Here is a 15,165-nt window from a genome sequence, read left to right on the forward strand (position 1 = left end):
TTAAACCATTATTCGTAACTGGCATTAATATTCACACCCGTAAAAGCTTGCTTTGCCTTCAGCACAATGTAATACCAGGTCCCTGAACTTGGAGTCGCTAGAAATACGCTCTCGTTATTCCCCGCTTTTAACGAGGCTGCATCATAGGAACTTGTCGTCGGATACGCAGCTTTTTTCACGTACAAATCAACATCTCCCGTGCCGCCATTGGTGAATAGTTTTAAGTTTTTAGCGCCAGCAGGCAACATGATGTAAATGTAAGCTTGCGTACTGGAAGACAGATTTCTGATAGAACAGTTCTTACCCAATTGAGAACTTGAGGAACACACAGGCAAGGTCACAACCGGTGGAATTGGCATTGGTGGCTCACCATTCACGGTTGCTGTTTGCACCCATGCAGCGAATTCAGCGTCATAACGAGTGCCTATCGCATTAATATAGTTCTGATAGCCGACATAATCACCGCTACGGAATTTCGGCAAAATGGCATCGATATCACTACGATGTCGCTCATTCATAAAACGCACCGCCATATAACCCCAGCGGTAAGCGCGCGTCACGTAATCGGACATAGAATAAGTATTGCCCAAAATGGTACTCAACTTATAGCTACCGGTTTTTGCTGCGTCAATGGCAGCCTGATAGTTGTTCTTGTAAGAGAGATATTCTCCCAATCCCTCTAACCACCAGACTGTTGGTTTAGCAATACTCTCACCAAAATCACCGTACAAATTAAATCGTCCATCGAGATAATGCACATATTCATGTTCGAGATTCCACACAGTGAAAGTTGGACGCAGCCAAGATGCCTCGTGCGCTATAAATCGTGCTTGATTATTGATATCAGATGGATCGCCCTCCAAGTACATACCGCCGTTATCGGTAGCAATGTCATAAATCGCACCTGCATACTTGTTGTAACTGGCGTAATCATCAAATACCACTAACTCCAAGACTTTATTATTGTCGTTTGCTACTGGCGTACGATTAGTCACCAACATATTGTGGAAGTAAGTTTCCTCAGCTGCCAAGATGTTGCAAGAGTCTTGTAACTGTGTCGTTGTCATATCCTGTGCTCGAATCTTGATCGTTGGGCTACAGGTATGACTAGTTTTTAGCACTGTATTAGCCAACTGAGTCTTGTAGCCACAAGTGCTATATTCGGCACAATTCGCGCTATCGTAAAAATCAACCGCTGTCGCAGCATTCAGCCATAGATCACTATCAACCCCAGTCATTGACGAAGTCGATAATTGATATTTCACCATCGGCTTAATACTCGGCAACAGCGAGGGATACTGCATAAAGCGGAACGCTTCATTTTCCGTATCCTTTAACTGATAAGCCGCAGAAGAATTCAATAAGACAGATTTATTATTCACAACAAAATTATTCAATGCACTTGGATAAGCAAGATTCAACATCGCTGTCCCAACATCCGGACGTGAATGGGCATAGAAGAAAACGGTCAGTGCGCCTGTCAATGCTCCTGCCGCAGAGTCTTGTAATAAAGCGTTAGCAGCATTTGGATTGGATGGGGAGTTTGTAAATCGTTCAAGCACATTCTTCATACTTGGCAAATAGAAGACTTCGTCATTCAAATTGGTAATTAGCTTCATGACCTCGCCTGCAGTGGTGGAACCAGCAGTATTATTCTGATATAGCACACTACCATTTACCAATTGCTGAATCGGCGCGCGCAAACTTGTCGCCACTGTACTTGCAGGTTTTGGCATGACGTTGCCGCTTGCCAAATAGAAACCTGCACGCAGATATAGCGCCAAGTTCACCAAGCGAATATTCGTCGCGTTATACGCACTTGCCTCTTGCGCAAAACGGCTAAGGATCGCGTTCATATTCGAAGCGGAATACACCGTTGTAGCTTGCGTGGCGGTCAATGAAAACAGGCCATAAGTACATTCATAATCTGGCAGATTCGCGACATAATCTGCCAACGCCGTACCACTATAAGTCGCCAGCTTATTCATATCTTTGCAATCAGGTGTCGCCAAAGCCATCGCGACACCATCAGATCGCGCCTGCAATCTAGTTTGACGGTTTGTGTTCGTTAGCAATTTTTGCTTATCACTTTTACTGATAGGCAAATTAAACTTCGTTTGCTCAGCGCTTGGCGGCAACTCAGATTGTTGCGCTGGTCTAGGGGCTTGCTTTCGCGGTTTATGATCGTGTTGATGGTCTTGAGCAGTGGCATAGCTAGCACTATTAAAGCCAACAGCAAGTAGGCCGGCGACAAGAAAAGATACTCGTGGAAAAGACATGATTGACTCCTTCATTTTTTAATTATGGGTGGTTCAATGGCAAGTAAGGCATACCATCAAACCCAACTTTCGACTCCTAATACTGTGCATGCTTTTGCATGCATCGAATTTAAAAGCCTGCCTTTTTTCGTATGCGTAACTTCAAGAAACTTACTCATACTGCAGAACATCAAACCAATCTCCCCTCCCGAAGAAATCAACAAAATGTCCCTAAGGCCAACCCATATTATAAATATATTTAATAAATATCAATCATATACTTGGAAAATAGCCGTAGATTTAAGAGGCCTGATGAAAAAGAAAAGAAAATTCAAATGTCTTAGCGAAAAGCCAAATTTTAGATATATCTAAAATTTACGCGGTGAATTTAGTTTTGAATTGTGTGGTGTAAAAATGAATTAATTCCAAACAGCAATTTTGATTAGGTAAATAACTGTTTAAAGCAACATTGCGTCGCATACTGTGTTGAGGCTTGAATTACAAGGTGATGCAGATGTGGTTCCCGGAAACCCTTACCGGTCAAGCGTTTCCGGACTCAGTCATTTACAACCAGCGTAGATATAAAAAAACGGACATGCGATTTGCATGTCCGTTTTTTGCAAACTCGCATGGCGTTTTGCGTCATGCGAGAGTACTCGTTTAAAAGTTTTATTACTCGTAATCGCTCATCGGTACACAAGCACAGAACAAGTTACGATCGCCGTAAACGTTGTCCGCACGGCCTACTGGTGCCCAGTATTTCTGCTTGCGTAAAGCGGGTACTGGATAGGCTGCAACTTCACGACCATAGGCATGACTCCATTCATTCGCAACCAATACTTCTGCCGTATGTGGTGCGTTTTTGAGTGGATTGTCTTTAGCGTCAAATTCACCGCTGGCGACTTTGGCGATTTCTTCACGGATAACGATCATCGCATCGATGAAACGATCCAACTCCGCTTGTGATTCGCTTTCTGTCGGTTCTATCATCAAGGTACCAGGAACTGGGAAGCTCATGGTTGGTGCGTGGAAACCAAAGTCGATCAAACGTTTGGCAACGTCTTCATTCGAAATACCTGTCGCATCCGTCAATGGGCGCAAGTCCAAAATACATTCATGCGCGACCAAGCCATCATGACCTGAGTAAAGCACTGGGTAATGAGGTGCCAGACGCTTAGCGATGTAGTTTGCTGCCAGAATTGCTGTTTCGGTAGCCGCTTTCAAGCCCTCAGAACCCATCATTGCGATGTACATCCAAGAGATTGGCAAGATTGAAGCTGAACCGAATGGTGCTGCGCTCACTGCGGAGATACCATCTTCACCACGTACGTAGCCAGTGGACTTTTGGTTCGGCAAGAATTTTGCCAAATGCGCACCCACTGCAACTGGACCAACACCTGGGCCGCCGCCACCGTGAGGGATACAGAAAGTTTTGTGCAAGTTCAAATGACTGACGTCACCACCGAATTTACCCGGTGCAGCAACACCAACCAGTGCATTCATATTCGCGCCGTCAACGTACACCTGACCGCCGTGTGCATGAACGATTTCGCACAGAGTTTGAATGCCCTCTTCAAACACACCATGCGTGGATGGATAAGTCACCATCGCCGCTGCCAGATTGGCGCTATGTTTTTCTGCTTTGGCTTTCAAGTCGACCAAATCAACGTTACCGTTGTCATCACATGCAACAACCACAACTTCCATGCCGACCATAGAAGCAGAAGCTGGATTCGTACCGTGTGCTGAAGATGGAATCAGACAAATATTACGATGCGCTTCACCGCGAGATTGGTGGTAAGCCTGAATCACTAACAAACCTGCGTACTCACCTTGAGAGCCGGCGTTCGGTTGCAAGGAGACGGCATCGTAACCAGTCGCTGCGCACAACATCGCTTCTAACTGATCAATCATTTCGCGGTAGCCAATAGTTTGGTCATTCGGTGCGAATGGATGGATATTAGAAAATTCTGGCCATGTCACTGGAATCATTTCGGACGTTGCATTCAACTTCATCGTGCAAGAACCCAGCGGGATCATGGTGCGATCCAAAGCCAAATCTTTGTCCGCCAAACTACGCAAATAACGCAGCATTTCATGTTCAGCGTGATAGCGATTGAAGGTTGGATGCGCCAAGTACGCTGTAGTACGTGCCAAAGCTGCTGGGAAAGCATCCGCTACTGTCGCTTCAGTTGCGTCGAAATTTGGCGTTGCTTTACCTTGAGCAAATACAGCCCACAAAGCTTCGATATCGGCACGTGTCGCTGTTTCATCCAAAGAAACACCTACTTGAGTCGCACTGATTTGGCGCAAGTTAAAACCCGCTGCCTGTGCTACCGCGTGAACCGCGGATGCATCAGTAACATTGATGGTCAATGTGTCGAAGAAACTGCTGTTGGCAATTGCTACACCCATTTGTTTCAAACCAGCAGCCAATGTGCCAGTCAAACGATGTGTGCGTTGCGCGATTTGTTTCAAACCTGCTGGGCCGTGATACACCGCATACATAGACGCGATCACTGCCAACAACACTTGTGCTGTACAAATATTCGAAGTCGCTTTTTCGCGGCGGATATGTTGTTCACGTGTTTGCAGTGCCAAGCGATAAGCTTGTTTGCCTTGTGCATCCACTGTCACACCAACCAAGCGGCCAGGCATAGAGCGCTTGAACGCATCTTTCGTACCCATGAAACCAGCGTGTGGACCGCCGAAGCCAAGCGGTACACCAAAGCGTTGGCTGTTACCAACCACGACGTCTGCACCCCAAGTGCCTGGCGCTTCAATTAAAGTCAATGCCAACAAATCTGCTGCTGCAATGACCATTGCTCCTTTTGCGTGAATCGCCGTTGCAAATTCACGGTAATCACGGATTTCACCGTCTACGCTTGGATATTGCAAGAGTACGCCGAAACAGTCGTTTTCGATTGCTTCATTACCTGTGCAGGTACGCACTTCTATACCCAAAGGTTTAGCACGTGTTTCGATGATTTCACGTGTCTGTGGCAAAACGTCGTCAGCGACGTAAAACACATTGGAATTAGATTTGCCAACGCGTTGGATCAAGGTCATCGCTTCTGCAGCGGCTGTACCTTCGTCCAGCATAGACGCGTTCGCGATGTCCATGCCAGTCATATCCATGATGACTTGTTGGAAATTCAAAATCGCTTCCAAGCGACCTTGAGAAATTTCTGGCTGATATGGCGTGTATGCCGTATACCAAGCTGGATTTTCAAAAATATTACGCAAAATCACGCCTGGCGTGTGCGTGTTGTAATAGCCTTGACCGATGAAAGACTTGAGCACTTTATTTTTGCTCGCCAAGGCTTTCAATGTTGCCAAAGCTTCTGTTTCAGATTTTGCTTCAGTGAAATCCGCTAAAGGCAAAACGTCGTGACGACGGATATTCGCCGGAACAATCGCGTCAATTAACGCGGTACGATTCGCATAGCCCAACACTTTGAGCATAGCAGCTTGTTCTGCTTCTGATGGGCCGATATGACGGGCGATAAAGGCATCATGTGCCTCAAGTTGGGAAAGGCTAGTACGTGTCATGGTATTTGTGGGGGTGAAAACTGGTTAGAACAGATTTTGGCAAATCACGGATGGTTCGAAATCTCCGGATCTATTTGATGCCCCGAGAAAGTCAATTATCGGGATGCAGTACAAGGCAAGGAGCAAAAAACTCGCACAGCAATATGTCGATATTGCGCGCATTTGCAACGCCGTAATGCGCCCGAGAATTGAGTTTATCGGGGCATCAAAAATTTAGCCGATATTTTTTTGGTATGCTTCTGCACTCATGAGTGCATCAACATCCGCTGCATTTGCTGGCTTCAATTTGAACAACCATGCATCAAATGCACCTGCATTGATAGAATCTGGTGCATCAACAACTGCGTCATTCACTGCAACAACTTCACCAGCGACTGGTGCGTACACATCGCCCGCTGCTTTCACAGATTCAATCACGCAGCAATCTTTACCCGCAGCCAATACCGTACCGACTTTTGGTACTTCAACGAAAACGATATCGCCCAATGCATCTTGTGCGAAATCAGTAATACCAACGGACACTGTACCGTCGGCTTCAACGCGTACCCATTCGTGGGATTCTGTGTATTTACGATCTGCTGGAACTGTCATGTTGTTCTCCAAAAAAATTTAAAAATAATTCGAAATAATTTCTTCTTGTACTTCTGAATAATCAGGGATCGCCAAAAATTCAATTATAGAGATGCAGTCTAAGACGTAAACCGGAACAATACGTCGGTATTGCGAGGATTTACAACGCCGGAATGCGCTCTAGAATTGGATTTGTGGTGACTCCCTAAGCTACTAAAACCTTACCATTACGCACAAACGGCAATTTCACTACAGTTGCTGCTAATTGTTTATCGCGAATCTGTACGTGTACTGTGTCGCCAATCGCTACACCCATAGGCAAACGTGCCAAGGCGATTGCTTCTTGCATACTTGGGCTGAAAGTACCACTAGTGATTTCGCCATCGCCATGCGGTGTAACAACTTTTTGATGGGCACGCAAAATGCCGCCTTTTTCACGCAAAATCAAGCCTAGAAATTGTTGGGTTTGACCTTGTTCCTGCAAAGCTTTTTTGCCGACGAAATCACGTTCTGCCACCAGATCAATCGTCCACGCCAAACCAGCATTTAATGGATTAACAGTTTCATCCATATCCTGACCATACAAATTCATACCCGCTTCTAAACGCAAAGTGTCGCGTGCGCCCAAACCTGCTGGTTTGACGCCAACTGCCGCCAAGGCATTCCACAAGTCCGTGATGCGTTCTGCAGAAACTGCAATTTCAAAACCGTCTTCACCAGTGTAACCAGTGCGTGCCACCATGACCTCGCCGAAGGCTGTGCCATCAACGATCACAGCATTAAATGGTTTCATTTCCGCACTGACTGCTTTAGTTTCTGGCAGTACTTCCCATGCTTTAGCGCGCGCGTTCGGGCCTTGTACTGCGATCAAGCCGTAAGAATTTGCACCGTCGCGACGTTGAGTAATCGTGACACCAGCTTTGGTAGCGGCATTGTGCGCATTCATCCAAGCGACGTCTTTTTCTGCTGTGCCAGCATTCACCACCAGGCGGAACCAGCTTTCGTTCATGAAGTAGATGATCAAATCATCGATCACTGTGCCTTCAGGATTTAACATCGCTGAATACAGGGCTTTACCAGAAACTTGTAATTTATCGACATTGTTCGCAACCAGACCACGCAAGAAGCTGCGGACATTCTCGCCTTTGATATCAACCACGCACATGTGGGAAACGTCGAACATACCGACATCGGTACGCACAGCGTGATGTTCTTCAATTTGAGAACCATAGTTAACTGGCATATCCCAGCCACCGAAATCAACCATCTTCGCGCCGGCTGCACGATGTGCTGCGTTCAAGGGAGTTACTTTAAGAGTTGCTTGCGTCATGTGAGAGCCTCAGTACCGATAATGGACAAAAAAAGGGACGAAAAAAAACATACGATTTTGTGACTTCTTCGTATGTAATTGGTTATCTCTAGAATTCGATTTTGAGGATGCAATGCTAGGCGCAAATGCTGCTATACATTGGTTTTGCGAGGATCGCATTTGCAAAACCGACAACGCAGTGCGCCTCATAATCGGATTATAGAGGTGACCAATAAAATCGTTACCCCTCTGTCCTGGTACCTGAGAGATTACGAGAATTGAGTTTAAACTGCCCCTAAACTGATTCTCGTCGCACCTTCGGTGGGTAGTTCAATGTCTGATAGTTCAGCACACTGCTACCGCTCTCCAGAGTAGGGGAGTTTTCACACAACCCCGCTGATCGGTCCTTTTGCCTGAGAGTTTGTTGGGTATTAGCCCCTTCGGCGGCGGTGCACTCTGTGAGTCACAGCTCTCTCCCGATCAAGTGCCGCGATTATAACCCGAAACATCTGGGTGATTTCCTATCGCAGCACTTTTTTTCACATTTTATTGAGTAATAAAGTGTCAATTGTCTTATGCAAATAAGCACTAAACAAACACAAATTGAAGCATAGATAGACGGCAACACATTACGGATAGTAGGGTGCGCCGTGCGCACCAGGTATTAGTATTGTGCAGACAGCTATCCTTGTTCGGACATTGGTGCGCATGGCGCACCCTACTTGATTGCTTTCATCCATCAATCATTATTCTTGCACTCGCTCGGGCTTTACTACAACACTATCAGCAGTATGATTTGCCGCTGCGCTACCCACCGCCAATATTGGTTGACGAGGTGGCTCACCCCACATGCCTTTTCCACGCGCATAGTAAGCATGCAAATAGCCCCAATACACCAAACCATCAGCACTGCGCGGATCGAGCAAATAGAATCCCAAGCGACCTAAGGGCTGATTCAAAGGCACGTATAGCGCTTTATCCAAAGTCTCTTTTGTCCAGGAATAGCCAGCCCGCTTTTCTGGAACTTGTTCTTTCCACTGTCCCTTGATTTGCGAGGTAAAAATCCCTTGGAAAGTATCTTTCGCAATATTTCGTTCCGTTTCATGGAAATACATCAAAGCCTGATCTTTAGGACGCGCTGATCCTGGCAAAACTTTCAAGCCATGCGCTTCCAATATTGGTCGTAATTTTTCGGCATAGGCTGGATCGACCAGATAGCCTTGTGGTACGCGGATTTCATCGACCGCTTTGAAGGCGACATAAGCGGGCAAGTCCATCTTTGTGCGTGATTTTTCACCGATAATTTGACCGTTGGCGTCTTTAACCGGATCTACCACCTCAAAACTATAGGTCTCCGCCAAACTCATTTCTGTGCGCAAAGGCAGACGTGCATCATTGTTTTTCCACTGATCTGCCCAGCGTGCTTTTGCGGCGAATTGTTCGCGCTTAACTTGCTCTTTATTCGCAGCTAACCAACGCAACAACTCCACCACGTAGAGTCGATTATCTTCAATTCGGTCTTTAAAACTACGGTACACATAGGATTCCACCAAAATGCCCAGCGCATATTGCAGGGTCGGATAATTACTCACCAAATTGGGCGAAGAAAATGCCGATTCCCAAGCAACAATCTGCTTATCTTTGTTAAAGCGGAAATTCCCATAATCATAAGTGGGCATACCACGCGGCAGCATCGTGGCTCGCACATCCGTCAGCATTTTGCGATTCAGTGCCTGCAAAGGTGCATCACCACCTGTCGCCCATGCAGGTTCATAGGTAATATGAAAGCCGTGATAGCTACCATTGGTCGTATGTAAATCAAAGACCGCCGCTGGTTGAAAGTCTTGATACATCGCCAGCATCCAGCGTGTATTTGCCGCCGCAGCTTTCATCATGTCGCGATTCAAATCTATCCCAAAGACATTTTCACGTGGCCCAACACCATGATCTGGATTCGGTTGATGGCGGCGATTTAAAGGATCTTGCGCATCAGCGCCATCTGCATTGTAGGTCGGCAAGGTGACGATTTCTATCGCTTGACGTATCTCGGGATATTTACCTTGCACTAATTCGCGCAAGATAATTTGCATCGCATCTTTTCCCTCAACTTCACCAGCATGAATACCTGCATTGATATACACGCGCAGGGGATCTTTTCCCGTTGCAGCCAAACGCCAAGCATTTAATGCCTGCCCCGTTTCGGTATTGCGTGGCGCAGTTTTCGGCTGATAGGTTGTCAGCGATTTATCCTTCTTTTGCAAAGCCGCCATAAACTGCGCTACATCGGCAACGGTGCTTGTACTCTGATAATTATTTTGTTCGAAACGTGCTTGCGGCCAGTCCTGAGCCTTTGCTTGAGAGGATTTTTGCGCAAAACTGGACGCAGACATGCTACTCAAACAAGCAACTAGGCTGAGCGCTAATATGGATTGATTGTTAGATTTCATTTTTATTTTTTGAGCTTAAAACTAGAAAATTAGGTGTCAAATCGATTCTGACTGAACATAAAAAAAACGACCTGAGTAAAAGTTTACTCAAGTCGTTTTTTTGCAAAGATAAGCGAGGGCTCCGTGAATTACTGAGCAGATTGACGCTGTTTCCAAGCATTCAGATATTTCGATGCTTTAGGATTTTTCTCATCCCATTTAGGAATCGTTTTGCTATTGGCAATCTGTTCAACCGCAACCGCAACCGCACGATTTACCTTTGCCATATTATCGTAATCAATTTTGTGCGCTTCATCGCCAAGGCCATGATAGTCAGGGAAGCCATAGGCAACGCTGATGGTATGCGCCGGAATTCCTTGATCTGCAAGCGCTTGATTATCGCTGGCACCAAAATATTTATCACTATTCACAGGATGCTTCCAAACATTGATGCCGGTTTTATCACCAGCCTGTTTGATAATGGCACCAACTTCCGAGAAATCAAATCCGGTGACACCAACTGAAGCAACTTGCGGGCCTTCGGAATCATCAGTACGACCAACTTGTTCAATATTGATACCAGCTATCGTTTTTTCGATAGGGAAAACCGGGTTCTTACCGTAGTAACGCGAACCGACCAAGCCTTTTTCTTCACCAAAGAAAGTCATGAACACGATACTGCGTTTTGGACGTTCTTTCATACCAGCGAAAGCTTTGGCTAATTCGATCACAGATACGGTTCCACTAGCATCGTCATTCGCACCATTAAAAATCTTATCGCCTTCTGCATTCGCCTTGATACCGACGTGATCGTAATGCGCTGTCACCAACACATAACTATCACGCAACACAGGATCTGATCCGCGCAGCACACCGATCACATTTCTAACGATGGTTGGAGAAGTCGGTTCCGCCTCTGCCGGTGGCACTGGCGCACCTGGACGACGACGAATTTCTTTCTTTAAAATATTCCAATCGGCATTTTGAAAATAACCATCACCACCTGCTGGTTCTAAACCAATTGCACGAAATTGCGCCGCGATGTATTCCGCCGCCAAATCCAAACCACGCGATGGCGTATCACGTCCTTCTAACAAATCAGAAGCCAAAAAGCTCAAATGCCCACGCATGGAATCCGCCGAAATACGTTCCACAGTTGCCTGCATAGCCGCTGGCAAGGCTGGAGCTGTTTTAGCCGCAGCGATGTTATTAGTCTGAGCATAAGCAGTACCAGACAAAATCAGACATTGAGAAATCAATGCCAAGGAGCACAGCGCTTTTATGTTCACGGTCATCTTTTTATTCATTTTTCCACTCTTCAATTTGTTAGTACGCGTTACCAATCAAGATAACACTTCATTTTTATCAGTTTTACTACACAGCCTTCAGAACTAAAAATAGCGAATAAGTTCCAACAGATTCACATTAGATTCACACGTGATCAAAAAAATTGCACACATCTAAACAATTATGCACGACGCACTTCCTGCACGCCGCCGACTTCACGGATAACCGTCATGGCTTTTTGCAACTGGCTGGTTCCATTAATTTCAGCAGTGAAAGACATCTTCGCCTGCCCTTTCGCGCTTTGCGTATTCACACCAATCACATTGATCTTTTCGCGAGAAAACACTTCGGAAATATCCCGCAGTAAGCCCTGTCTGTCTTGTGCCATGACAAAAATATCAACCGGATAGACCGTATCTTTTCCACCGTCGCCCCACGTCGTCTGAATCACTCGCTCCGGTGCCTTATTACGCATCTCGGCAAAATTTTTACAACTTAAACGATGAATTGAAACGCCTTTGCCACGCGTGACAAACCCGACTATATCGTCTGGTGGCGCAGGCTTACAACAACGTGCTAACTGCGTCATCAAACCATCCGTACCAACAACCAATACGCCAGACTTCGCGCCATGAACAACACTGGATGCGCGAATTTTATGAGAGATAACAAATTCAGGGCTTTCCTCGACAACAGGATCATCGCGCAACGCTGTCTCAACCTGACGTAAACTAAATTCTTCTTTGCCAACCGCCAAAAATAAATCATCGAGACTAGCAAAACTGAGCTTACGTGCCAGCTCTTCCAAATTCACCGAGGTTTTACCTTCGCGCTGCAAGGTCTTTTCGATCAAACCACGACCTGTCGACAAAGTAATTTCTTGGTCAATCGCATTAAACCATGCGCGAATTTTGCTGCGTGTACGTGTACCAACGGTATATTCAGGCGTCAACCAATCACGTGAAGGGCCCGTTTGAATCGAGCCAATTTTAAGCGTAATGATTTCAACTGTCTGACCATTTTTCAATTTAGTATTGAGCGGCACCATCACGCCATCGACGCGCGCACCACGGCAACGATGACCGACATCGGTGTGCAGTTGGTAAGCAAAATCTACTGGCGTTGCGCCGGTTGGCAATTCAATGACGCGTGCTTGTGGAGTCAAGACATAAATCCTATCGTCCAGCGTCGCCGCCTTTACTTTCTCTACCCATTCGCGCTGCAATTGTTCATGATCAACAACCACATCAGAAACTTCATTTTTCCAAGCTAATAATTGACGCAGCCAAGCAATTTTCTCGTCATATTCTTGTGCAGAAAAATTCGAGCCACCAGTTTCTTTATAACGCCAATGCGCTGCCACACCGAATTCAGAAAACTGATGCATTTCCTTGGTGCGAATTTGCACTTCTAAAGGACGACCGTCATCAACAATCACAACTGTATGCAGTGATTTATAGCCATTTGGTTTTGGACGTGAAATGTAATCGTCGAATTCCTTGGGAATAGGCGTCCACAAATTATTTAAGATGCCCAACACCGTATAACAATCTTTAATGTCATCAACGATGACACGAAAAGCCCGCACATCATAAAGTTCATCGAAGTCGACCTTCTTGCCCTTCATTTTTTTCCAGATACTGAAGATGTGCTTAGGCCGTCCACTGACCTCAGCTTTCACATCAACCGCCGCCAATTCTTTTTCCAAGCGTGCGATCGCAGACACCACAAAACTTTCGCGCTCTACCCGTTTTTCTTCCAGCATTTTAGCGATGCGTTTGTATTGTTCAGGCTCTAAAAAGCGGAATGATAAATCTTCCAATTCCCACTTTAATTGCCACACACCCAAACGGTTTGCCAGCGGCGCATATAAATCCATGGTCTCACTGGCATACTGCTGAACCGCACCGTCATCACGCTTACATTCTGCAAAATAACGTAGAGTCGTGACGCGAGATGCCAAGCGCACAAGTACAACGCGCATGTCATTCGCCATCGCCAACACCATTTTGCGCAGCACTTCCATTTGCGACGCCGTGCGCTCCGCTTCATCTTTACCACGCCCAACATCGTGTTGCGTCAAAGTGGCTTCTCGTAAGCGCATTAAACGTCTGACACCAGCAACCAACTCAGCTATTTCGTTGCCAAATTTCGCTTCGATTTTTTCTGCCGCCAGAGGATTCATTTCCGACAGCTCAAACAATATTCCTGCAATACGCGTATCGGCATCGGTTTTCAACATCGCTAAAGTCGATGCCACACCAATCGCAAATTGCAAAGTATTTTGCTCAGTAACGATAGTTCTATCTTCAAAGAATGGCGTAACGAATTCTAATGCCTGCGCTATACGTGCAGCATCAGCAAGCGACAAGCCTTCGACCAATTGTGCTTCAGAAAGCGTAGCAGAGAGAGAGACCATATTATTCAGGTATTATTTTTGTGCTGCAGTAACGACGATTTCAATTAACCATTCGGAATTGGCCAAAGCCGCTTGTACAGTCGCACGCGGTGGCGTATTCCCTGCTGCAACCCAGGCATCCCAAGCTTGATTCATGCCTGCCATGTTCGCCATATCCGTGATAAAAATCTGGCACATCAAGATACGAGATTTATCACTCCCAGCTTCTTCCAGCAAGCGATCAATTTGCATGAGTACATTATTGGTTTGCCCAATGATATCTTGACTAGTATCTTCTGGCACTTGTCCAGCTAGATAAATTGTTTTATTGAATATAGCAAACTCAGACAAACGTGGTCCGACATGAAAACGTTGCATAGTGATCTAACTCCAAAAATATTTCAATTTCAAACGATACATCCACTGAATCAATTAGCTCAGTAAAAATTCTTTTGCGATAGCGATTTGATCTTCACTGACAAAGGTCGGCGCATGTCCAACGCCAGCGATCTCCACCAATTTGGCATGTGGCCCACGTCTCTGCATTTCTTGTGCTGTCGCCGTACTCAGTAAATCGGACTCACTACCGCGCACTAATAAAGTATCGCAGCTTATTGCATCATAAGCTGCCCACAACATTTTTTCGCCAATAGCAGCTGTTTCTGCAGTCGTTGCCTGCACGGGAACCGCCAGGCCTAAATCGTAATGACGTATCCATTTACCATCCGCATTTTGCTTTAACACGTCGCGTGCCAACTTTTCCCATTGGGCCTCCGTGTGTGGGCCAAAGGAATTAGAAACCTCACGAATAAATTGAACACCTTGCGCGAAGGTATCGAAACGAACATCTTGACTGATCAAATCACCGATGCGTTTTAATCCATCAAAATTCAAACTCGGCCCAACATCATTTAAAATCAATTTGCGTATAGGATTATTTTTCATTGACGCCAGAATCAAACCGATTAAGCCCCCCATCGACGTACCAAACCAATCCACTGTTTGTGGCTTTAATCGCGCCAGCAAAGTCACCATATCACTCACGTACTGAGGAATTTGATATAGCTGTGGATTGGGTAAAGATTCTGATTGTCCGCGCCCAACCACATCTGGGCAAATCACACGATACTCATCCTGCAAAGACGCTGCTAATGCATCAAAATCATCTCCCACCCGGGTTATGCCGTGGACACAAATAAGCACTTTAGAATTTTGCGGATCACCCCATTCTTTATATGACATCTTATGGAGGCCTGCGGGAGAAATACACTGCACAAATTGACGGCTAACTGTCATAGCAAAATTCTTTGTTAGATTAGGAAAGTAAGCTGCCATTTTACCGAGGGTTTAGCATAAAATCCTTGT

9 protein-coding genes and 2 riboswitches are annotated in these 15,165 nt (G+C 45.8%); all 9 genes read right to left on the reverse strand.

All coding sequences use genetic code 11. The features are described from left to right. Positions 1-8 precede the first annotated feature (8 nt). The 9 genes from H8K33_RS04580 to H8K33_RS04620 all read right to left on the reverse strand — a co-directional run bounded on the left by H8K33_RS04580 (position 9) and on the right by H8K33_RS04620 (position 15,096). Positions 9-2,279: a M9 family metallopeptidase gene (locus H8K33_RS04580; protein WP_186889833.1), complete on the reverse strand. Its 2,271-nt coding sequence runs from the start codon at positions 2,277-2,279 to the stop codon at positions 9-11. Positions 2,280-2,930: 651 nt separating this feature from the next. Next, the gene (gene gcvP, locus H8K33_RS04585; RefSeq protein ID WP_186889834.1) at positions 2,931-5,810 is read right to left on the reverse strand and encodes an aminomethyl-transferring glycine dehydrogenase; all 2,880 of its coding nucleotides are present in this window, start codon (positions 5,808-5,810) and stop codon (positions 2,931-2,933) included. Positions 5,811-6,023: 213 nt separating this feature from the next. Further along, a complete protein-coding gene (gene gcvH, locus H8K33_RS04590) occupies positions 6,024-6,401 on the reverse strand; it encodes a glycine cleavage system protein GcvH (protein WP_186889835.1) in 378 nt (125 codons plus the stop codon). 184 nt (positions 6,402-6,585) lie between these two features. After that, positions 6,586-7,710, reverse strand: coding sequence for a glycine cleavage system aminomethyltransferase GcvT (gene gcvT, locus H8K33_RS04595; protein WP_186889836.1), 1,125 nt, complete (start codon positions 7,708-7,710; stop codon positions 6,586-6,588). 218 nt (positions 7,711-7,928) lie between these two features. After that, a riboswitch (glycine riboswitch) is annotated at positions 7,929-8,069 on the reverse strand. Between the two features lie 11 nt (positions 8,070-8,080). Beyond that, positions 8,081-8,178, reverse strand: a riboswitch (glycine riboswitch). A gap of 257 nt (positions 8,179-8,435) precedes the next feature. Continuing rightward, a complete protein-coding gene (locus H8K33_RS04600; RefSeq protein ID WP_186889837.1) occupies positions 8,436-10,136 on the reverse strand; it encodes a M14 family zinc carboxypeptidase in 1,701 nt (566 codons plus the stop codon). A 128-nt stretch (positions 10,137-10,264) separates the two neighbouring features. Next, positions 10,265-11,422: a M28 family peptidase gene (locus H8K33_RS04605; protein ID WP_246443339.1), complete on the reverse strand. Its 1,158-nt coding sequence runs from the start codon at positions 11,420-11,422 to the stop codon at positions 10,265-10,267. Positions 11,423-11,583: 161 nt separating this feature from the next. Further along, complete coding sequence (locus tag H8K33_RS04610) at positions 11,584-13,821, reverse strand: RelA/SpoT family protein (protein WP_186889838.1); 2,238 nt, start codon at positions 13,819-13,821, stop codon at positions 11,584-11,586. A gap of 12 nt (positions 13,822-13,833) precedes the next feature. Beyond that, on the reverse strand, positions 13,834-14,178 hold the full coding sequence (locus H8K33_RS04615; protein ID WP_186889839.1) for a RidA family protein: 345 nt from the start codon (positions 14,176-14,178) through the stop codon (positions 13,834-13,836). Between the two features lie 54 nt (positions 14,179-14,232). Then, entirely contained in the window at positions 14,233-15,096 is an 864-nt protein-coding gene (locus tag H8K33_RS04620; RefSeq protein WP_186889840.1) for an alpha/beta fold hydrolase, read from the reverse strand. Positions 15,097-15,165 lie beyond the last annotated feature (69 nt).

Source organism: Affinundibacterium amnicola, from assembly GCF_014284275.1.
GTDB classification, from domain to species: Bacteria; Pseudomonadota; Gammaproteobacteria; order Burkholderiales; family Burkholderiaceae_D; genus Undibacterium; species Undibacterium amnicola.

What these genes read in the sequence shown, in the direction of transcription:
- gcvH (WP_186889835.1), bottom strand. Translation starts at nt 6,401, where the DNA reads ATGACAGTTCCAGCAGATCGTAAATACACAGAATCCCACGAATGGGTA.
- H8K33_RS04600 (WP_186889837.1), bottom strand. Translation starts at nt 10,136, where the DNA reads ATGAAATCTAACAATCAATCCATATTAGCGCTCAGCCTAGTTGCTTGT.
- gcvP (WP_186889834.1), bottom strand. Translation starts at nt 5,810, where the DNA reads ATGACACGTACTAGCCTTTCCCAACTTGAGGCACATGATGCCTTTATC.
- H8K33_RS04620 (WP_186889840.1), bottom strand. Translation starts at nt 15,096, where the DNA reads ATGACAGTTAGCCGTCAATTTGTGCAGTGTATTTCTCCCGCAGGCCTC.
- gcvT (WP_186889836.1), bottom strand. Translation starts at nt 7,710, where the DNA reads ATGACGCAAGCAACTCTTAAAGTAACTCCCTTGAACGCAGCACATCGT.
- H8K33_RS04610 (WP_186889838.1), bottom strand. Translation starts at nt 13,821, where the DNA reads ATGGTCTCTCTCTCTGCTACGCTTTCTGAAGCACAATTGGTCGAAGGC.
- H8K33_RS04615 (WP_186889839.1), bottom strand. Translation starts at nt 14,178, where the DNA reads ATGCAACGTTTTCATGTCGGACCACGTTTGTCTGAGTTTGCTATATTC.
- H8K33_RS04605 (WP_246443339.1), bottom strand. Translation starts at nt 11,422, where the DNA reads ATGAATAAAAAGATGACCGTGAACATAAAAGCGCTGTGCTCCTTGGCA.
- H8K33_RS04580 (WP_186889833.1), bottom strand. Translation starts at nt 2,279, where the DNA reads ATGTCTTTTCCACGAGTATCTTTTCTTGTCGCCGGCCTACTTGCTGTT.